At 69.4% G+C, this 18,480-nt stretch carries 16 protein-coding genes; 7 read left to right on the forward strand and 9 right to left on the reverse strand.

All coding sequences use genetic code 11. From position 1 onward, the window contains the following. A complete protein-coding gene (locus ABZ621_RS15380) occupies positions 1–942 on the reverse strand; it encodes an SUMF1/EgtB/PvdO family nonheme iron enzyme (RefSeq protein WP_360604520.1) in 942 nt (313 codons plus the stop codon). Between the two features lie 65 nt (positions 943–1,007). Next, positions 1,008–1,781 carry an aminotransferase class IV family protein gene (locus tag ABZ621_RS15385; RefSeq protein WP_360604522.1) on the reverse strand — a complete coding sequence of 258 codons (774 nt, stop codon included), beginning with the start codon at positions 1,779–1,781 and terminating at the stop codon, positions 1,008–1,010. Between the two features lie 355 nt (positions 1,782–2,136). On the opposite strand from ABZ621_RS15385, the gene ABZ621_RS15390 reads away from it, so the two are divergent. The 4 genes from ABZ621_RS15390 to ABZ621_RS15405 all read left to right on the forward strand — a co-directional run bounded on the left by ABZ621_RS15390 (position 2,137) and on the right by ABZ621_RS15405 (position 5,813). After that, a complete protein-coding gene (locus ABZ621_RS15390) occupies positions 2,137–3,573 on the forward strand; it encodes a hypothetical protein (protein WP_360604524.1) in 1,437 nt (478 codons plus the stop codon). A 41-nt stretch (positions 3,574–3,614) separates the two neighbouring features. Further along, on the forward strand, positions 3,615–4,331 hold the full coding sequence (locus ABZ621_RS15395; RefSeq protein WP_360604526.1) for a class I SAM-dependent methyltransferase: 717 nt from the start codon (positions 3,615–3,617) through the stop codon (positions 4,329–4,331). Further along, positions 4,328–5,254, forward strand: a complete 927-nt coding sequence (locus ABZ621_RS15400) for a glycosyltransferase (RefSeq protein ID WP_360604528.1) — start codon at positions 4,328–4,330, stop codon at positions 5,252–5,254. Before ABZ621_RS15395 ends, ABZ621_RS15400 begins: the two co-directional genes overlap by 4 nt. Positions 5,255–5,330: 76 nt before the next feature. Continuing rightward, on the forward strand, positions 5,331–5,813 hold the full coding sequence (locus ABZ621_RS15405) for a nuclear transport factor 2 family protein (protein ID WP_360604530.1): 483 nt from the start codon (positions 5,331–5,333) through the stop codon (positions 5,811–5,813). A gap of 57 nt (positions 5,814–5,870) precedes the next feature. Here ABZ621_RS15405 and ABZ621_RS15410 read toward each other — a convergent pair whose 3' ends face one another. The 7 genes from ABZ621_RS15410 to ABZ621_RS15440 all read right to left on the reverse strand — a co-directional run bounded on the left by ABZ621_RS15410 (position 5,871) and on the right by ABZ621_RS15440 (position 15,459). Beyond that, entirely contained in the window at positions 5,871–8,492 is a 2,622-nt protein-coding gene (locus tag ABZ621_RS15410) for a valine--tRNA ligase (protein WP_360604532.1), read from the reverse strand. 87 nt (positions 8,493–8,579) lie between these two features. Then, positions 8,580–9,191 carry a hypothetical protein gene (locus ABZ621_RS15415; RefSeq protein ID WP_360604534.1) on the reverse strand — a complete coding sequence of 204 codons (612 nt, stop codon included), beginning with the start codon at positions 9,189–9,191 and terminating at the stop codon, positions 8,580–8,582. A 273-nt stretch (positions 9,192–9,464) separates the two neighbouring features. After that, positions 9,465–9,830, reverse strand: coding sequence for a hypothetical protein (locus tag ABZ621_RS15420; protein ID WP_360604536.1), 366 nt, complete (start codon positions 9,828–9,830; stop codon positions 9,465–9,467). Positions 9,831–9,943: 113 nt separating this feature from the next. Next, positions 9,944–11,662, reverse strand: coding sequence for a relaxase/mobilization nuclease domain-containing protein (locus tag ABZ621_RS15425; RefSeq protein WP_360604538.1), 1,719 nt, complete (start codon positions 11,660–11,662; stop codon positions 9,944–9,946). Then, positions 11,659–12,000, reverse strand: a complete 342-nt coding sequence (locus tag ABZ621_RS15430; protein WP_360604540.1) for a plasmid mobilization relaxosome protein MobC — start codon at positions 11,998–12,000, stop codon at positions 11,659–11,661. Before ABZ621_RS15430 ends, ABZ621_RS15425 begins: the two co-directional genes overlap by 4 nt. A gap of 323 nt (positions 12,001–12,323) precedes the next feature. Further along, positions 12,324–13,679: a hypothetical protein gene (locus tag ABZ621_RS15435; protein WP_360604542.1), complete on the reverse strand. Its 1,356-nt coding sequence runs from the start codon at positions 13,677–13,679 to the stop codon at positions 12,324–12,326. A gap of 250 nt (positions 13,680–13,929) precedes the next feature. Further along, positions 13,930–15,459, reverse strand: a complete 1,530-nt coding sequence (locus tag ABZ621_RS15440) for a DnaB-like helicase N-terminal domain-containing protein (protein WP_360604544.1) — start codon at positions 15,457–15,459, stop codon at positions 13,930–13,932. 274 nt (positions 15,460–15,733) lie between these two features. Between ABZ621_RS15440 and ABZ621_RS15445 the strand changes: the two genes are divergently transcribed. From ABZ621_RS15445 to ABZ621_RS15455, 3 genes are all read left to right on the forward strand, one after another. Beyond that, positions 15,734–16,276, forward strand: coding sequence for a helix-turn-helix transcriptional regulator (locus ABZ621_RS15445; protein WP_360604545.1), 543 nt, complete (start codon positions 15,734–15,736; stop codon positions 16,274–16,276). 141 nt (positions 16,277–16,417) lie between these two features. Beyond that, complete coding sequence (locus ABZ621_RS15450; protein WP_360604547.1) at positions 16,418–16,714, forward strand: helix-turn-helix domain-containing protein; 297 nt, start codon at positions 16,418–16,420, stop codon at positions 16,712–16,714. Next, the gene (locus tag ABZ621_RS15455) at positions 16,711–18,477 is read left to right on the forward strand and encodes a tyrosine-type recombinase/integrase (protein ID WP_360604549.1); all 1,767 of its coding nucleotides are present in this window, start codon (positions 16,711–16,713) and stop codon (positions 18,475–18,477) included. The genes ABZ621_RS15450 and ABZ621_RS15455 overlap by 4 nt, the downstream gene beginning before the upstream one ends. Positions 18,478–18,480 lie beyond the last annotated feature (3 nt).

An 18,480-nucleotide genomic window follows, 5' to 3' on the forward strand; every position in this document is an offset into this window, starting at 1 on the left:
TCAGGTGTCGAGCAGCATCTCCACCGCTGTCGCGGGAATCGCGCAGCGGAACCCCGTGTCGTCGTCGAGCATCTCCGTGGAGGCGTCGTTGAAGACGGCGGGGGTGGCGCGGGCGAAGGGGCTGGTCCAGGCGCCGGCCTTGAGCTCGTAGCGGCCAGGCTCGGAGCGGGTCGAGCACCACTCCCAGGTGTTGCCGCAGAGGTCGTAAACGCCGTATGGGGAGACTCCGCTGTGGTAGCGGCTCACCGGGGTCGTGGAGCCGATTCCGCTCTCGCGGGAGTTGCATTTGGCCGGGGTGGCGTTGTTGCCCCACGGGTATGCGTCGCCGCGCGTGCCACGGGCCGCTTTCTCCCACTGTGGGGCGGTCGGCAGTTCCTTCCCCGCCCACGCCGCGTACGCCGAGGCGTCGTGCCAGGTCACGAAGACCACCGGGTGATCGAGGATGGCCTCCGGGCACTTGCCGCGGTGCCAGTGCTGGGGCGGTTCGTGGCCGGTGGCGGCCACGAAGCGCGCGTAGTCGTTGTTGGTGACCGGGAAGACGTCGATGTAGAAGGACGGGAGCCAGACAGGCTCATTCTTCTCGCCGCACAGGAATGTGCCGGCCTCGACCAAGGCCATCTTCTTGCCGTCGCGAGGATGGCGGACCTGATGCTGCTGAGGCTGGGGTCCGGGGCTTGGGGTTTCCTGTGTGGGAAGCACCGTGCCCAGCGAGCGGGCGAGACTCGCGAACCGCTCGTGGACGTCGGGCGCGGAGCCGGCGAGAAGTGTGTCCAGAGCCGCTTGGTTCACCTGCCTGAGCCGGATCGTGTCCTTGCGTGATTCCCACTTGGACACCATGCGGTCGCTGACACCGAGGCGTGCCGCGAACTCCTCCGTACTCATCCGCGATGCCTCGCGTAAGGCCCGGACCTCCAGTCCGGACCATCGCTCAACTGTCGCCACCCCAGGACTCCTTGTTGCTGGACGCTCCTGTCCAGCCTAGCCAGTGTGAGCCCGGCTTCGGAGCGTTACAACAAGTCGCCCTCGATCTCCATGTACTCCTTGCGGAGCGTGTCGATGATCGCGTGGGATTCGGGCAGCTTGATTCCATCGATCGCGCTGACGGCGCGGACGCCGATCGCCGCGTTGGTCGCGAATGCGGCCCGCATGTTCGTCAGGTCGTCCATGCGGACCGAGCGGGTTTCGTGGTCATGGGCGGCCTTCAGCAGGTCCATGGTCACACCGACGAGGCAGTCGGCGTTCGGCCAGATCACGCGGCTTCCGTCGAAGAAGCCGATGTTCCAGGTGCCTCCCTCCGAGATCACGTGCTCCTGGTCGACGAAGAGGGCGTCGTCGAATCCGTTCAGCTGTGCCTGACGGCGGTGGTGCAGGGTCGCGAAGAGGCCGACGCTCTTGACGCTCGGTACGTCGCGTACGTAGGTCGTGGACTGCACCTTGAGCGGCGGCAGCGGGAGGGCCCCCGCCGGCCGCGAGGTCACCAGGATGTGCGGGTCGTTGGCCTTGTCCGGGTGGCCGAGGTCGAGGCTGGGGTCGAAGACGGTGACGCGGACCGTGGTGGATCCGGTGGAGGGAGCGGCACGCCTGGCCAGCTCGCGTACGCGCTGCGGGTCGATGTCAGAGCCGAAGAGCGTTCGGCAGTCGCGCTGAAGTCGCTCCATGTGCAGGGACAGGCCGCGTACGCGCCCGTCGTCCACTCGCATGGACGTGAAGTGGCCGTAGTTGGTCAGGGCCAAGTTCTGAAGCTGGGCCGGCTCGACCGGTTCTCCGTTGAGTTCTGCCATGCGGCCAGCGTGCCACCTGGTTCACGTCTCTCAGCTATGAACGGCCTGGTAGGGCGCCTAAGTTCGGTGAAAGTTCGGTCCTGGGGCGGTGGGAGGACGTTCCGACGGGGCGGCCCAGACAGCAGCCTTGTGGTGTGAACACGAGCCCCCGCCGCCTCCTCGCCGGCGCCGGGGAGGACAGCTCCGTCTCCGGCTGGTACGCCACCTTCGCGATCTTCAGAAGAAGGCGATCACGGCCGGGGCCACCAACGTCCGATCTGCTTCGGAACAGCTCCGAACAGTCACAGCACGAGTGGGAGCAATGCGGATGAGAACCGACTCTCGAACGTCTCCGGCGACATCGACGCCGATCCCCATGCAGCCGACCCTCCGCTGCATCGAGGAGCCCGGAGGACGAGCCGCCGCTCCCGGTACCCGCCCCGACACGCGTCGCCACAACCTCGTCGTGGTCGGCTTCGACGAGATCGTCGCCAACAAGTACCTGCCCTGTATCAAGAACGCCATCGAGGCCGGCCACGTCGACTCGTACTCCGTCATCGACCTGGAGTCGGAGCGGCCGACGATCGAGGAGCGCATCCAGGGCGTCGACTTGAAGCCCCGGGAGGTCGTCTACCTCCCGGAATCGGGCCGTGGCGTGACCGCCCAGCAGAGGCAGCCAGAGCTGATCGGAGCCGCATTACGGCGCCTCTGCCTGCCCGAGCTGCCGACGAAGGTGTACATCGCGACCGAGGTGCGGGCGCACGAGGCGTACCTGCGCTACTGCGTCGAGAACGGGATCGACTCCCTGGTGGAGAAGCCGGTCCTGGCGCCCATGGCGGATGGCCGGTTCGCGCCGACCCGCATCACCGAGGTCATGCGGGAGCTGATCGCTCAGGCCGGTCGTACCGGTGCCAAGCACTCCGTGATGACACTGAGCCGGTACCACCGCATCTACAACGGGGAGGTGCTGCGCTCGCTCGAAGAGCGGGTGCGGGACTGGCAGGCCCCCGTCACCTCGTTCCACCTGCGCGCCGCCGGCGGCGTCTGGAACCTCCAGCACGAGTACGAGACGCGGGACGATCACCCCTACCGGTACGGCTACGGGATGATGATGCACGGCGCCTACCACTACGTGGACCTCGCCGTGCAGTGCCTGTCCCTCAACAAGCTCGTGTTCCCCGATCGCCGCTTCCGGCTCGAAGTCAGCTCCTTCGGAGCCTTCCCCGCCGATCAGTACCTCCGGATCCCGAAGCCCGCCGCCAGCCGGTTCGAGGACGGACACCCCCGCTGGCCGCACTCCGCGATCCTGGAGAACGCCTTCGGCGAGACGGACATCACCGCAACGTTCCGCCTGGTCGACGTCGAGTCGGAGCGGACCCTGACCATCGGGACGCTGTCCTTCGAGCAGACGACGCCGTCCGTCCGCAGCTGGCGTGACCTCCCGGACGACGTCTACAACAAGAACGGCCGCACCTCCAGCGTCGACCTCGAAGCGCAGCTGTCGACCCTCTACTCCGCGCACGTCCACTGCTACGACGTGCCCCGCGGGCAGAACGCGGACCGGATCGACGCCTTCGCCCGGCTGACCACGAGGGCGAACGCCTCCCTGCTGCCGGAAGAGCAGTACACGTCGGTCAGGACGTTCGACGGGCTGTTCCACAGCGACAGCAACCGGCAGCTCATGGAGAACTGGCTGCGGGGCACCGAGGACAGGAGCTCGCTCGCCGCGCACCTGCTGCCGATGCGGGTCACCGAAGCCCTGGCGGCCTCCCTGCTCACGCCCGGCCGGCCCGTCGAGATCGCCGACTTCTAGATGCTCCCCTCGCCCCTCTCTCCAGCCTCAGGTGGTGCCCCTTGCATGTACAGCACTCGAAGGCGTCCCTCCACGCCTTCTACGCGGACGCGTTACGGAACGGTCGAAGCACCGGAGAGCAGCTGCATGCGCCCGTCTCGGTGCGGTTCCGCGCCCTGCTGACGTCCCTCCCCGCCGACATCCCGCGTCGCGCTCTCGACTTCGGATACGGCGCCGGGGCCTACACCATCGCCTTGGCGAAGGCCGGCTTCACCGTCGTCGCGGTGGACCAGGCCCCGGCCGAACCGCTGCTCCGGCGACTCTCGCCGCACGAGGACCTGGCGGAGCGCGTCACGGTGGTGGAGTCCCTCATCGAGCAGTATGTGGTCGCGGAGGACTTCGGCCTGCTCGTCGCCAAGGACGTGCTCCATTACCTGTCCCAGCGCGACGTTGAAGCCGTGCTTACCCAGGCCGTACAGAGCTCCCTATCGGTCAACGTGCACTACCTGGAGGTCTTCACCGGGATCTCCCGGACGGACGCCCATGGCGGTCAGATCCACATCGAGGGCGAGGCCCGGTACGCGCCGGACACCCTCAGCCGCGCGCTGGAGCGGATCTACGAGGGCTGGGACGTGACCGTGAGCTGGGACGACCACGCCGAGCAGGACACACGCTCGCGGCGCACCTACTTCGAAGCGACTCGCGCGACCGTCACTGCGGTGCGGAGGTGCCGCGCTACCGCCGGCACAGCGACCACGAAGGGACGGGAAGCCTCGTGACGACCACGGGCCATGGAGGCATCAGCTTCGTCATCCCCTGCCACAACGCCGGCGACTACCTCATCGAGGCCGTGGAGTCCGTCGTCGAGCAGCCTCTTCGGCGTCCGTACGAGGTGGTGATCGTGGACGACGGATCGGACGACGGCACGACCCTGAAGGCCATCGACACCTGCGCCGAGCTGCCTGGCGTACGCGTCGTCCGCCTCGAACAGCGTCAGGGGCACCACGCAGCCAGGAACGCCGGCCTGGCGGCCGCGAGGCTGGAGTACGTGATGCAGGTGGATGCCGACGACCGGCTGGCCTCCGAGCCGTTCCTCCTAGCGGCCGGGTCCTACCCGGACAGGGCGGTGGAGATCCTCGAATCCGACCCCGACACCGCGTTCGTGCACACGATGTCGTGGATGTTCGGTGCCTTCGAGGGCTTCACCATCTCCTCGTACCCCTGTCGCGAGGACCTCGTGGTGCGCAAGCACCATGTCCCGACGTCGATCGTCTGCCGCAGGGCTGACGCCCTGGAATGCGGCCTGTACGACCCGAAGGTCCTCAAGTGGGGAGACTGGGCCTTCGCTGTCAACCTGCTGGCCAGCCGGTTCAGGCGAGGGGCGGCCAACAGCATCCACTGCGTCGCCGGCCCCTTCTACGAGTACCGGGTGCACTCGCGAGTCGACCGAGTGTCTGATGCGGAGGTCTCGGAGCTCGACATGACTCGCCTCGTCGTGGAGGAGAACCTGGACTTCTTCCGGGAGCGGCTGGAGCGAAACGACAGCGCTGCCGAGATCGCCCTCGATGTGCTGGAGCAGAAGCCGACTCGCCTTGACGACCTTCTGTACATGGCGCAGTTCGATCTCCACCAGGCCCAGATCGTCGCGCAACAGCGCGAGTTCTCTCTGTCGAGCCCGTACGAGGCTCTGGGGATTCCGTAGGGCCAGCGCCGGAGTGGCGTGTCACTCTCCAGGAAAGCTGTCGCGGCGCCCTTGATCATCCTGATACGACATGGGGATGGATAGCGAAGCGCTGAGTCCCACAGAGCGTCTGCTTGCAGAGCGGGCGTGCGAGCGCCTTATCGTCGAGTTCGTCCACAAGCTCGACCTCGGTGACCCGGGCGACGTGGCCGATCTCTTCACGGATGTCGGGTTCTGGGAGTGGGCGGAAGGCGACCGCCGGATTGAGGGCCGTGACGCACTTCGGTCGTATTTCGCCGGTCGGCCCGCGGACCGGCTCTCGCGCCGGATCTGCACGAACATCCTGGTCACCGTCACGTCGGAGTCGACGGCCATCGCGACCACCTACTTCACGACGTACCGTGTCGACGGACATGCCGGCGGCTTCGTGCCCCCGCAGGCCCCGACGCAGGTCGGCCACTACGAGGACACGTTCCTCAAGGTCGAAGACCGTTGGCTCCTCAGTTCTCGGTCCTTGTATCTGGCCTTCGCCGGACCGACCGAGCAGATCGAAGCACGATCCACCGTCCCGGAGTCATGAGAACCCGAAGGGGGCCCAGACCAGGCGGTCTGGGCCCCCTTCGGGCGTGTTCCGGTGCTACTGCGGCGGCAGCTTGTCCAGCTGGGCCTGGATGCGGGCGATGTCCTCGTCCGCCTTGGCGAGGCGGCCCTTGATCTTGTCCACGACGTTGTCGGGGGCCTTCGCCAGAAACGCCTCGTTGCCGAGCTTGCCCTCGGCCTGGGCCTTCTCCTTCTCGGCCGCCGCGAGGTCCTTCGCGAGGCGCTTGCGCTCGGCGGCGACGTCGATCGTGCCCGACAGGTCGAGCGCGACGGTGGCACCGGCGACCGGCAGGGAGGCGGTGGCGGCGAACCCGTCGCCCTCCGGCTGGAGGCGCAGCACCTGACGGATGGCCGCCTCGTGCGGGGCGAGCGCGGTGCCGGCCATCTCCAGGCGGGCCGGGACCTTCTGGCCGGGCTGGAGACCCTGGTCGGAGCGGAAGCGGCGGACCTCGGTGACGACCCGCTGGACCAGCTCGATCTCCTTCTCCGCGGCCTCGTCGCGGAAGCCCGAGTCCTTCGGCCACTCGGCGATGACGACCGACTCGCCGCCCGTCAGGGTGGTCCACAGCGTGTCCGTGACGAACGGGACGATCGGGTGGAGCAGCCGCAGGGTGACGTCGAGGACCTCGCCCAGGACGCGGGCCGAGACCTTGGCCTGCTCGCCGCCGTCGAAGAACGTCGTCTTCGACAGTTCGACGTACCAGTCGAAGACCTCGTCCCACGCGAAGTGGTAGAGCGCGTCGGCCAGCTTCGCGAACTGGTAGTCGTCGTAGTAGGCGTCCGCCTCGGCGACGACCTTGTTGAGGCGGGACAGGATCCAGCGGTCGGTCGCCGACATCTGGGAGGCGTCGGGCAGCGGGCCCTCGACCGTCGCGCCGTTCATCATGGCGAAACGCGTCGCGTTCCAGATCTTGTTGGCGAAGTTCCGGGACGCCTGGACCCAGTCCTCGCCGATCGGGACGTCCACGCCCGGGTTGGCGCCCTTGGCCAGGGTGAAGCGCAGGGCGTCGGAGCCGTACTTGTCCATCCAGTCCAGCGGATTGACCGTGTTCCCGAACGACTTCGACATCTTCTTGCCGAACTCGTCACGGACCATGCCGTGGAACGCGATCGTGCGGAAGGGCGGCTGGCCGTCCATCGCGTACAGGCCGAACATCATCATCCGGGCGACCCAGAAGAACATCAGGTCGTAGCCGGTGACCAGGACGGAGTTCGGGTAGAACTTCTCCAGGTCGGGCGTCTGTTCCGGCCAGCCCATCGTCGAGAACGGCCACAGACCGGACGAGAACCACGTGTCGAGGACGTCGGTGTCCTGCGTCCAGCCCTCGCCGGTGGGCGCCTCGTCGTCGGGGCCGACGCAGACCAGCTCGCCGTTCGGACCGTGCCAGACGGGGATGCGGTGGCCCCACCACAGCTGACGCGAGATACACCAGTCGTTGAGGTTGTCGACCCAGTCGAAGTAGCGCTGCGACATGTCGGCCGGGTGGATGTCGACCCGACCGTCGCGGACGGCGTCGCCGGCGGCCTTGGCCAGCGTCTCGACCTTGACCCACCACTGCATCGAGAGGCGGGGCTCCAGCGTCGTCTTGCAGCGCGAGCAGTGCCCGACGGAGTGGACGTACGGGCGCTTCTCGGCGACGATCCGGCCCTCGGCGCGCAGGGCGGCGACGATCGCGGAGCGCGCCTCGAAGCGGTCCAGGCCCTGGAAGGGGCCGTGAACGGTGATCACACCGCGCTCGTCGAGGACCTCGATGGACTCCAGGTCGTGGCGCTGGCCGATGGCGAAGTCGTTCGGGTCGTGCGCCGGGGTCACCTTGACGGCGCCGGTGCCGAACTCCGGGTCGACGTGCGTGTCGGCGACGACCGGGATCGTACGGTCGGTGAGCGGCAGCTTGATCTGCTTGCCGATCAGATGGGCGTAGCGCTCGTCCTCGGGGTGGACTGCGACGGCGGTGTCACCGAGCATCGTCTCGGCGCGGGTCGTGGCGACGACGATGGTGTCGTCACCCTCGCCGTACTTCATGGAGACGAGCTCGCCGTCGTCGTCCTGGTAGTCGACCTCGATGTCGGAGATGGCGGTCAGACAGCGCGGGCACCAGTTGATGATGCGCTCGGCGCGGTAGATCAGACCGTCGTCGAACATCTTCTTGAAGACGGTCTGGACGGCCCGGGACAGCCCCTCGTCCATGGTGAAGCGGTCCCGGCTCCATGCCAGGCCCTCACCGAGGCGCCGCATCTGGCCGGCGATCTGCCCGCCCGACTCGGCCTTCCACTCCCACACACGCTCGACGAACGCCTCACGGCCCAGGTCGTGGCGGGACTTGCCCTCCTTGGCGAGCTCACGCTCGACGACGTTCTGGGTGGCGATGCCGGCGTGGTCCATGCCCGGCTGCCACAGCGTCTCGAAGCCCTGCATGCGCTTGCGGCGGGTGAGGGCGTCGATCAGTGTGTGCTCGAAGGCGTGGCCCAGGTGGAGCGAGCCGGTGACGTTCGGCGGCGGGATGACGATGGTGTACGCCGGCTTCTCGCTCTTCGCGTCCGCCTCGAAGTACCCGCGCTCTACCCAGCGCTCGTACAGCGGCCCCTCTACCTCGGCCGGCGCGTACTGGGTCGGCAGTTCGGTGGTGGGCGCTGTCTGCTGCTGAGTGTTGTCGGTCACGACGGTCATTCTAAGGGCGTGCCCTGGCTGCTCTCGTCCCGGTTTTCACCGGCGGTGTCGGGCTGGATAGCCGCCCATGCTCGGGATTCACTGCCGAATGGGGAACGCCTTGTCGAGCGGTGGCACCAGGAGCTTGCCCGACACCATGGCCTGCTGGACATCGTCGATGGTCAGATAGCGCCCCTGCTGGATCACGGGAGTGATCGTCTCGATGGCACCCACTTCGGAGAGGAAGAAGACCGTCCACGGGTACGCGGCCTGGTCCTCGGTCTCCCTCGTGCGCGTGATCTCCACGGTCTCGGGAGCCGTGACCCGGGTTCCGGGAAGCTCCTGCTTGACGGTCTCGATCGCCGTGACCTCGAATACGCGACCGCCGCCGCCAGGGGTGTACATGACCAGAAGCCGTGGCCGGGCCAGGCTCAGGTGGTTGCTCGTCGCCGGGCACATGTAGATGCCGTGGTCCCGCAGCTCGGAGAAGGCCAGCTCGTTGCCCGGTACGACGACAGCGTGGTCCTGCAGCGCGCGGAACCAGTCCATGGCCACGGACTTCTCCCAGATGGGCTTGCCCTGGTGCTGGTGGGTCGGCTCAGCCAGAAGTCCGCGGTCGGCCATCTTCGCGACGCTCTTCGGCTCGCGCCTTGCGAGCCCGCCGAAATCGGCCCGGTTCAAGATCTCTGGCAGCTCGGGGCGTACTGGCATGTGGCTGTTCCTGTTCAGGCGTGATGTCGTGCGAGCTTGTGAGGGCGATTCGACCCGTACGGTAGTCGGTTCCCGTGTGAGTGTGCTCGGTCCCAGGAACCGTGCTAATCGGATGTTCGATCTAGCGATGCACGAGTGGGACGCCTGTCGGTGGCAGCGGTCTCACGGTCTGGCTTGAGAGATGCCGTCCGAGCGGACGACGGGGCGCGGCCGGTGGCGGAGAGGGCTCCCGACCACCGGCCGCCGGTCCCTGTATGCGCCGTGCCTGGGTGTTCAGTCCTTGTGCGGGCGGAGGCTGTCGGCGCCCGCGGCGATGACGGTCTCCAACCGGCCGTACTCGAGCATGTCCTCGTGGGTCATGAAGGGGACGAGGGCTTCACGGTGCGGGAGGACGTACTTGAACAGAAGCTCGGCCAGTTGGTGCGCGGCTGCTTCGGCCTCGGCTCCGGCCTCGGGGTTGTGGACGTGGACGCCGGCGGCCTGGAGTTCTTCGAGGGTGGCGTCATCGGCGAGGGCCTGTTCCTCGTCGGTGAAAGGGCGTCCGTCGAGGTGGCGGAAGGTGCGGGTGCCCCATGGCCGGTTGAAGTCCGTGTCGAAGAGCAGGGCCATGACGTGGGGGCGAGGGGTGGATGCGGGCATAGGGGTTCTCCTTGGCGGGGCGGGGGTGGGTGTGGACGTACCCATGGTCTGGAGAATCCCCGGTTAGCCTAACCGGGGATCGTCGGCTACCTTTTGCGGCTCGGTTTTGCGCTTCAGCGTCGCCGTGGGGAGCTATTCGCGGGCCTGGTCCCGATTTGCGCTGCCCGTTCCGGCGACGAGACAGAGCGGTTTCCGCTGGTTCGCTGGCCCTGGGAGTTCTGGGGATCAGCGGGGAGGCCGGCCATTCGCCGTAGCCGCCACACGAGCACGTCGCTCATGCGTTCCGCCGTGTCCAGTTCCCTTCGGGCCGCTGCCTGGGTGAGCAGGGTGGTGGGGTTGTGGCCAGCGGTCTGGGCCTCGGCGATGGTGGCTGCGAGGGCGGGCCAGCCGGGCTCGGCAAGGATGCGGTCGGCCAGCTCGGGCAGGGCTTGGCGTACGGCGGCGGTGTGGTGGCGCTGCCAGGCTGGGGCCAGGCGGCTTCCCCGTTGGTGGAGCAGAGCCATGGGGTGGCTGGCGGCGGCCTGGTAGGCGGCGCGCAGGTGTGCGGCGGCCCGGTGGGCGGCCTCGGCCTGCTGGGCGTGCTGCTTCTTGGCGTGCCAGTTCGCGGCGGCGACGGTGAGGAAGATCAGCATGTCGAGCGCCATGGCCGTGGTGGCGCCGTCCTCGCCTCGGCCGAAGGCCGAGCCACTGTGGACGAGGTCGCGAGCGGCCTGGCGAAGGGCGTGGTCGTGGCCTCGTGCGGCGCGGACGTGGGAGCGGGAGGCACGTTCGAACGCGTTCGCTGCGGCCTGGAGTTCGTTGCGGGTGTGGGCTGCGGACGTCTGGGCGAGAGCGTCGAGGACTTCCCCGGTGGCGGCGATCTGCGCGGCGACCATGCCGTCGTTGCCGTGGTCGATGACGAGCAGTGCCTGCCAGGCGGCGGCGGTGGCGCGCCGGCGCGAGGACGCGGGCCCGGTCACCGGCGGCAGGGCCGGCTGCTGGGTGACGTCGTCGGAGGTCTTGGCCCAGCGTTCGCGGATGCGGGGCAGGGACAGGTCCGGGGCGAGCTTGGAGCCGGAGTAGAAGACGGGCTCGCCCTTGGCGTTGCGGTCGCCAGGGAGGGCGACGGTGTAGCCGAGGATGTCGCCCGACGGTGCGACGCGGCGCCGGATGAGCAGGCCGGCTGAGGCGAGGCGGTCGAAGAACTCCTCTTCGCTCGCCGCGCCGGCCACCGAGCGGCGGACCGCCTCGCGCAGCTCCTCGCGCGGGCTGCGCTGCTGGCCCCGGCGTTCGGCTTTGTGACGTTCGGCGCTGGTGGGGCGCTTTGCGGCGGTGCCATCGCCGGGGGTGACCCGGCGCAGGCCGTAGTCGGCCTCGATGGCGCGGGCCTCGGTTTGTGCGCGGCGGGCTTCGTTGTGGAGGCGAGGCCGGCGGCCGTCGTCGCGGACCAGGGTGGCGATGATGTGGATGTGGTCGTCGGCGTGCCGGACGGCCGCCCACCGGCATGCCTGCTCGTCGCCGTCGGGGGCGATGCCGGTTGCGGCGACCATGCGGCGGGCGATGGCTGCCCAGTCGTCGTCGGACAGGATCGGGTCTTCGGGGCTGGCACGTACGGACAGGTGCCACACGTGCTTCTTGGGGCGTCGGCCTGCGGGCAGAGCGTTGACGGGCTGGTCGAGCAGGCGTTGAAGCTGCCCGTAGGTGGCCTCCGGGTCGCGGCCGGGGTCGGGGGTGAGCGGGTCGAAGGCGGCCACCATGTGCGGGTCGATGTGTTCTTCGTGGGTGCCGGGGCCGTAGAGGTAGCGGATCAGGCCGATCGTCTCGCTGCCCCGCTTGTGGATGCGGGGGATCACGCCGGGCCACCGCCGTCGCGGTGGGCGAGCAGGGCATCGGCGGCGTCCTCCATACGACGGGCCGCGCCCAGGACTGCGTGAGCGGTGACGTCGAGGTGGGGTACGTCGGCACCGGAGTTGAGGGCCTTGGCGACCTGGTTGAACAGGCCATGGATACGTCCCAGGTGCCGGCGCGCGGCGAACAGCTCGTCGACGACCTCCCGTTCGGTGGCGATCTCGGCGGCGGTGCGGGTCAGGTCGCGGGCGGCCTTGTCGACGGCGTAGGCGAGGAAGGCGGCGTTGCTCATCTGGCACTGGGCGGCTGCGTCGGTGAAACGCTTGAACTCGGCGTCGTTCATACGGCAGCTGGGCTGACGCAGGCGCTTGCGGGGCTTCGGCTGACGGGCACGCTGACGCCGCCGTGAAAGGGACTCGGCCTGCCGTCCCCCTCCCGGCTGCGGTCCGCCCTCGGCCGCTGCCTGCCGTCCCGGTGCCCCCTGGCGCCGGGACTCTCCCGCCACCCCCGGGGCGGGAACTCCGGGAGCATTGCTCCCGGGACAACTTGCTCCGCTGTGGTCTGGGGTTGTGGGCGGCTGCTGCTGGGACATGGCGAGTTCGTGGTGCGGGTCGTGCATGGGTCTCCGTGTCGGGTTGTGAGGTGAGTGGCTGGGCGAAGTGGCCGTCAGCCGTGGCGGGAGGCGTTCAGTTCGGCCTTGACTTCGCGGGCGATGACGCCGGCGGCGTCGCTGGCGACGGTGTATCCGTCGCCGCGTACGACCTCTTCCAGGTAGTCGCGGGACAGGCGGCCGTGCTCGTCGTGGAGACGGTGGGCGTAGTCGCGAAGGATTTCGTCCGTGGCTCGGGGCTTGCGGCCCGGCCGCTTCGGCTTCGGCGTAGCACGCTTGCCCGGCGGGGTTCGCGAGCCGCTGCCCGTGGGCGGCAGAGCTGCCTCTTGCGGGCGGGCTGCCAGTTCCGGGCCGGAGCGGGCGGTGGGATTCGGGCGGGCGGATCGCGGGCGGGCGCCCGGGGGAGAGTCTTCGTCGCCCGGATCTGATGGGTGCGGGCGGGCGCGGTCTTCTGCCCGCCCGACGCCGTCCGCCCGCCTGTCGATGTCTGCCCTGGACTGGTCGGGCTGTGCTGCGGGCGGGCTGACGGGCTGCCCGGCGGGCGGGGTCCAGCGTTCGGGCAGGTCGATGGTGGCCAGGGCGGCTGCTTGGCGGCGGGTGGCGAGCTGGCGCAGCAGTTGCTCGTTGCGGCGCGGGTCGGCGTCGATGCCGGAGCGGGCGAGGGCCTTGGACAGGCGGCGCACGGTGCGCCGGCCCGCCCGTCCGGTCCGCTGCTCGGGCGTCATCTCGGCGAGGCGGGCGGCCAGGGCGACGGCTCGGCGTGTGGCCCGGTCGCGGATGATCTGCGCGGCGCCCTGGTCCTGCTCGACGATTCCCAGGCGGGCGAGCAGCCGCTCGCGTGCCTGCCGTGTGAGGACGGCGGCGAGTCCGCGGGAGGCGGCGTCGGGGGTCCGCTGGCGGAGTTCGATGCCCATGGCCAGGTGCCACAGCACGGCGGCCATCACCGGGCCGGTGAAGGCGCGCACGGTGCCGCCGACCGGGCCGGCCTCGGCGTAGGCGGGGATGGTCTGCATGGCGGTGATCACCCAGACCAGGACTCCGGGCAGGCCGGCCGCCTGCCTCGGCCCGTGCAGGTTCTGGCGGGCCATCAGCGCCATCGAGAACAGGGCGAGCTCGGCGGCGGCGAACATTGCGGTGCGCTCGGCGGTGTTGCGCATGTCGAGGTAGTGGGTGGCGAAGCGCCAGCTGGTGTCCGCGCTGTAGGCGGTGCACACGAGTGCCGCCACGGTCGCTGTGACGACGGCGGCCGAGGGGCGCCGCTTCCGATCGCGGATGCGGTGTTGGCTACGTCCGGCCTTCAGGCCCCCGAGCAGTGCGCCGGTGGCGACGGCCAGGACAGCCACGGGCACGAGCGGATCATCGGTGAACGGGAGCGAAGCGGTGGCGAGCATGTCGGTTATGGCAGGGGGCATGTACGGGGCTACTCCGGGGAGAGTGGGGAGGCGATCACGGCGTTCACGGGTGGGGGCGTACACGCGGGCCCCCTTCTAAAGGGGGCCCTGCGCGTGATCGCTTGGGCGCGTGTACGGCGTGGACGGTCGCGTGATCGCTCTACCTGCGGTTTTGCGGTGAGCGTGTGCGCTGTGAGCGGTTCACGGCGGTCTACGGGCGCGAGGGCCGCGTGGACGGTCGCGTGAACGCTTTCGGGTGTCGGGGCGGGGCTCAGCCGACGGCGGTGAGGTGGCGGGCGGAGGGGTAGTAGCGGGCCTGCTGGCCGCCTCCGGCCCCTCCGGCGATGCCGTCGGCCTTGGTTGCCAGGCCGCTCTCGACGAGGCGGCTGAGGTGGCGTCGCGCCTTCTCGATGTCGGCTCGTTCGGGGTCACCGCCGCCGATGAGGATGATCGCCAGGTCGCGTGCGGTCAGCCCGTTGGGGGCGTTGCGCAGCAGGGCGGCGGGGTCCTTGGTGGGGTCGACGGTGGTGGTGCCGCGCACGTGGTCGTGCGTGACGTCCAGGGGGCCGACCTCGCCGGTCGAGGTCTTGAGGTGGTGCAGGGTGACCGCGGGGTCGCCTGCCCGGCCGCTCACGAACAGGACGCTGCCCGCGCCGGAGGTGTACCAGGTGGAGCCGTAGACCTGGTCGAGGCTGGGGCGCTGGCCGCGCGGTGCGTCGGCGGTGGCCTTGCGCTGGTGGTGCAGCTCCATGATCTCCACGCCGTTGCGAATGGCGCGCATGCGGGCGTTGTGGAAGGCGACGGCGAGGCTGTCGTCGACCATCGTGCTGACCGCGTCCTTGAGGCTGTCGATCACGATGGTGTCGGCCTGGTGGGCGGCGGCGAGGTCGGCGAGGAGGTCGGGCTCCTTGTCGAGGGTGGCGGGCAGCGGGCCCTCCCAGACCACGAGCCGTTCGCGCAGGATCTTCTCGTCGGTGGGGAAGACGCGGCGGGCCATGGCCTTGGCGATCTGCTTGGGCCGGTCCATCGCGAGGTAGAGCACGCGCCTGCTGGGGGCGACGGGCATCTCCAGGACGGTCTCCTGGAGGCCGATGCGGGCGAAGATCACCTGGTGGGCCAGGGTGGTCTTGCCGACGCCCGGAGCGCCGACGATCATCAGGCTCTCGCCGGATGCCCAGACGGTCTTCTCTCGGGTGCCCCACAGGGGCTCGGTGTCCGCGCCGGTCTCCTTGACGAACGACCATCCGTCGGTGATGAAACGCGAGAGTCGTCCCTGCCCCGAGGCCAGGGCACGCTCGCGCTCGGCCCGGACCTCGGTCTCGACCTCGCTGCGGATGACGTCGGGGTCCGCTCCGGGCTCCATGGCCCGCTGCATCGTGCGCAGGCCCGAGGCGCGCAGGCGCCGCAGGTCGGACATCCGGCGCACGATCCCCGCGTAGTGGGTGGCGCTGCTGACCGAGGGGGTGGCGGAAGCGAGCCGGTGTACGTAGGCGGCGCCGCCGACCCGCTCCAGGTCGTCCTGCTCGCGCAGTCGGTCGCAGAGCATGATCGGGTCGGTGGGCTTGTCCTCGCCTCGCAGGGCGAGGACCGTCCGCCAGACGGTCTCGTGCGCCGGCCGGTAGAAGTCTGGCCCGTCGAGCAGGTTCCGTACGGCGTCGACCACTGCGGAGTCGTGCATGCACGCGCCCAGCACGGCGGCTTCGGCGTCCGCGTCGTGCGGCGGCACGGCGGTGAAGTCGTCGAAGGGGCGCGGGCGGCTGTGGTCGTCGTGGTGTGGCGCGGTAGGACGGGATTCGTCCATACTGGGCACTGAGCTCCTCACTTGCGGGCCATATGGGACGGCGAATCCCAGGTCACGCAGGTCGATCGTTCAGGGATGGGCGGTTACGAGGGTTCGAGCTTGGCCCCCGGTGTTCGTAGCACCGGGGGCTTTTTGCGTTCACCCCCGTGCGGGGGCGGACGACCCACACTACCTGACGTTTTCGGCAGCGCAATGGTTGCATTCGGCTCCGCAATAGTGTTTCCTTGGATCATCGCCCCGGGTGTCCCCTGGGCCTGACCGAGGAGGTGGAGAGATGAGCAGCGAGGAAGGGGCGGCCCGCGCCGGCCCGGACCGGCCCTTGCCTGAGGACTACGTCGCCCAACGGATCAAGCTCGAACGCGAAGCCCGCGGCTGGAGCACGGTCACACTCTCCGAGCGGATGGCGGAAGCCGGCCACCCCGTCAACCAGGCCGCCATCTGGCGCATCGAGAGCGGCAAGCCAAGACGCCGCGTCAACCTCGACGAGGCCATCGGCTTCTGCAAGGTCTTCGACCTCGACATGGACGAGCTGACCAGCCCGCCTGGGCAGATCGCCAATGCCCACGTCCGCAGGCTCATCTCCGAGTACGTGGGCAACTACAAGCAGCACCTCGCGGCCCGCAAGGAGATGCGCCGGATCCAGGGGCAGCTGCAGGAGTACACCGACGCCAACCCCAACCAGGAAGACCTGGTCAAGGGATTCCTGACGCACGAGCTCGCAGTCGCCTCCAACGGCGAGTTCCACCGCCACTTCCCGCCGTCGAAGCTGATCAGCTACCTCGGCGAACACGTCAACGACATCACCCCGAAGGACTGAACGGCCCGCCGTCCCCTGCTGCTACGAACAGCAGGGGGGCTGGCCCTCGCCGCGTACGTCCCACCGCACACCGCCCATCCCTGAACGATCGCGGCCAGCACGGGATTCGCCGTCCCACGCCAGGCCAGAAAAGAGTTCCCCTTGCCCGAAAACGGTCTTCCGCTTGCCCAGATAGCCCGCCTCCTGGACGTCCCCGAGGACGCCCTGCGCACCCTCGTGGCCCAGCGCCGGCCCACCGGCGACGCCACGCTCGTCGCGCTCACCGTCGAGGAGGCCGCCCGCCGCCTGGGCATCGGCCGCACCAAGCTGTACGAATACGTCTCCGCTGGAGAGATCGCCTCCGTCAAGATCGGCAGTCTCCGGCGCATCCCAGCAGAGGCGGTGAACGACTTCCTGACCCGCCAGCTCGGCGCGTCGGACTTCGGGACTGCCGCGTGATTGACTCCCGTAACACCAGGACCCGCCAGCCCAACGGCGCCTCCTCGATCTTCCAGGGCAAGGACGGCCGCTGGCACGGCTACGTCACCGTCGGCGTAAAAGACGACGGCACCCCGGACCGACGCCACGTCAGCCGCAAGACTCGCCCCGAGGTCACCAAGGTTGTCCGCGACCTGGAGCGCCAGCGCGACAAGGGGGCCGTCCGCAAGACCGGCCAGTCGTGGACCGTGAAGACATGGCTCACCCACTGGGTCGAGAACATCGCCGCCGCACACGTCTCGGAGAACACGATCGACGGCTACCGCGTCGCCGTCTACCACCACCTCATCCCTGGCCTCGGCGCCCACCGCCTAGAGAAGCTCGACCCCGAGCACCTGGAGCGCCTCTACAAGAAGATGCAGGACAACGGCAGCGCCGCCGGCACCGCGCACCAGGCGCACCGCACGGTCCGTACGGCCCTCAACGAAGCCGTACGCCGCAAGCACCTCACCATGAACCCGGCCTCCATCGCCAAGGCTCCCAAGGTCGAAGAGGAGGAGGTCGAGCCGTACACGGTCGAGGAGGTCCAGCGCCTCCTCGCCGAGGCGGGCAAGCACCGCAACACCGCCCGTTGGGTCATCGCGCTTGCCTTGGGCCTGCGCCAGGGCGAGGTCCTCGGCATGCAGTGGGACGACGTCGACTTCGAGCTCGGCGTCATCCGCGTACGGCGTGGCCGGCTGCGGCCTCGCTACAAGCACGGCTGCGGTGACCGCTGTGGACGCAAGCCCGGCTTCTGCCCCCAGAAGATCAACACCCGCCGCGAGACGAAGAACGCCAAGTCCCGCGCCGGCCAGCGCCCCATCGGTGCTCCCGACGAACTCCTTCAGCTCCTGCGTCAGCACAAGGAGGTGCAGGCCCGCGAGCGTGCCCGTGCCCGTGACCTGTGGACGGAGAAGGGGTACGTGTTCACCTCGCCCACGGGCGAGCCCCTGAACCCGAACACGGACTATCACAAGTGGAAGGCGCTCCTGAAGGCCGCCGGTGTCCGCGATGCGCGCCTTCACGACGCTCGCCACACAGCGGCGACGGTCCTGCTGATCCTTGGGGTCCCCGACGCGGTCGTCGACGCCATCATGGGCTGGGAGCCCGGCAAGTCCGCCCGGATGCGCCGCCGCTATCAGCACCTGACCAGCCGCGTCCTCAAGGACACCGCCGCCAAGGTCGGCGGCCTCCTGTGGGGCGCGGACCAGACCGCGGGCAGCGCTTCGTCGGAGGCCGGTCAGAGTCCCGTCCCCGCCGAGCTGGTGGTCCATGTTGCCCGCCTCGGCGAGCGGCGCGTGCCTTTCCTCCACCGGGAGCACGCCGACGAGGTCGTCGCCCGGTGGAGCGAGGACTGGCCTGACCACACCGCCGGGGTCGAGGAATGGGACCGCTGGCGCTGGGAACAGCAGGGCCCCGGCGGCGCAAGCGCCATCCGCGACCGCGTACCGGAGCGGGCTTTGATCTTCCACGCCCGGGCCCTGTTCCTCCCCGGCGGGGAACGTGCGGCGACCGACCTCCCGGAGCAGTGGTCGGTGCCGGCCTGGGACTTCGAGACCGACCGGTACACCGACCGCGCCTCGGCCTGGCGCACGGCCCGACGACCCGGCACGGGCCAGGAGGTCGAGGCCCAGGTGCGAGGCAGGGACAAGGGGGCCGTCGAGGCGGCCTTCGCCGAGGCGTGTGCACAGGCTGTGGACCGCGCTCAGAACCCAGGGAAGTACGGCGACACCGACGAGTGGTAGCCG

This window comes from Streptomyces sp. NPDC007863 (assembly GCF_040633895.1).
Lineage (GTDB): Bacteria > Actinomycetota > Actinomycetes > Streptomycetales > Streptomycetaceae > Streptomyces.

Excerpts from the sequence above, each read along its gene's own strand:
- ABZ621_RS15385 (WP_360604522.1), bottom strand. The coding sequence starts at position 1,781 with ATGGCAGAACTCAACGGAGAACCGGTCGAGCCGGCCCAGCTTCAGAAC.
- ABZ621_RS15390 (WP_360604524.1), top strand. The coding sequence starts at position 2,137 with ATGCAGCCGACCCTCCGCTGCATCGAGGAGCCCGGAGGACGAGCCGCC.
- ABZ621_RS15405 (WP_360604530.1), top strand. The coding sequence starts at position 5,331 with ATGGATAGCGAAGCGCTGAGTCCCACAGAGCGTCTGCTTGCAGAGCGG.
- ABZ621_RS15415 (WP_360604534.1), bottom strand. The coding sequence starts at position 9,191 with ATGCCAGTACGCCCCGAGCTGCCAGAGATCTTGAACCGGGCCGATTTC.
- ABZ621_RS15420 (WP_360604536.1), bottom strand. The coding sequence starts at position 9,830 with ATGCCCGCATCCACCCCTCGCCCCCACGTCATGGCCCTGCTCTTCGAC.
- ABZ621_RS15430 (WP_360604540.1), bottom strand. The coding sequence starts at position 12,000 with ATGAACGACGCCGAGTTCAAGCGTTTCACCGACGCAGCCGCCCAGTGC.
- ABZ621_RS15435 (WP_360604542.1), bottom strand. The coding sequence starts at position 13,679 with ATGCCCCCTGCCATAACCGACATGCTCGCCACCGCTTCGCTCCCGTTC.
- ABZ621_RS15440 (WP_360604544.1), bottom strand. The coding sequence starts at position 15,459 with ATGGACGAATCCCGTCCTACCGCGCCACACCACGACGACCACAGCCGC.
- ABZ621_RS15445 (WP_360604545.1), top strand. The coding sequence starts at position 15,734 with ATGAGCAGCGAGGAAGGGGCGGCCCGCGCCGGCCCGGACCGGCCCTTG.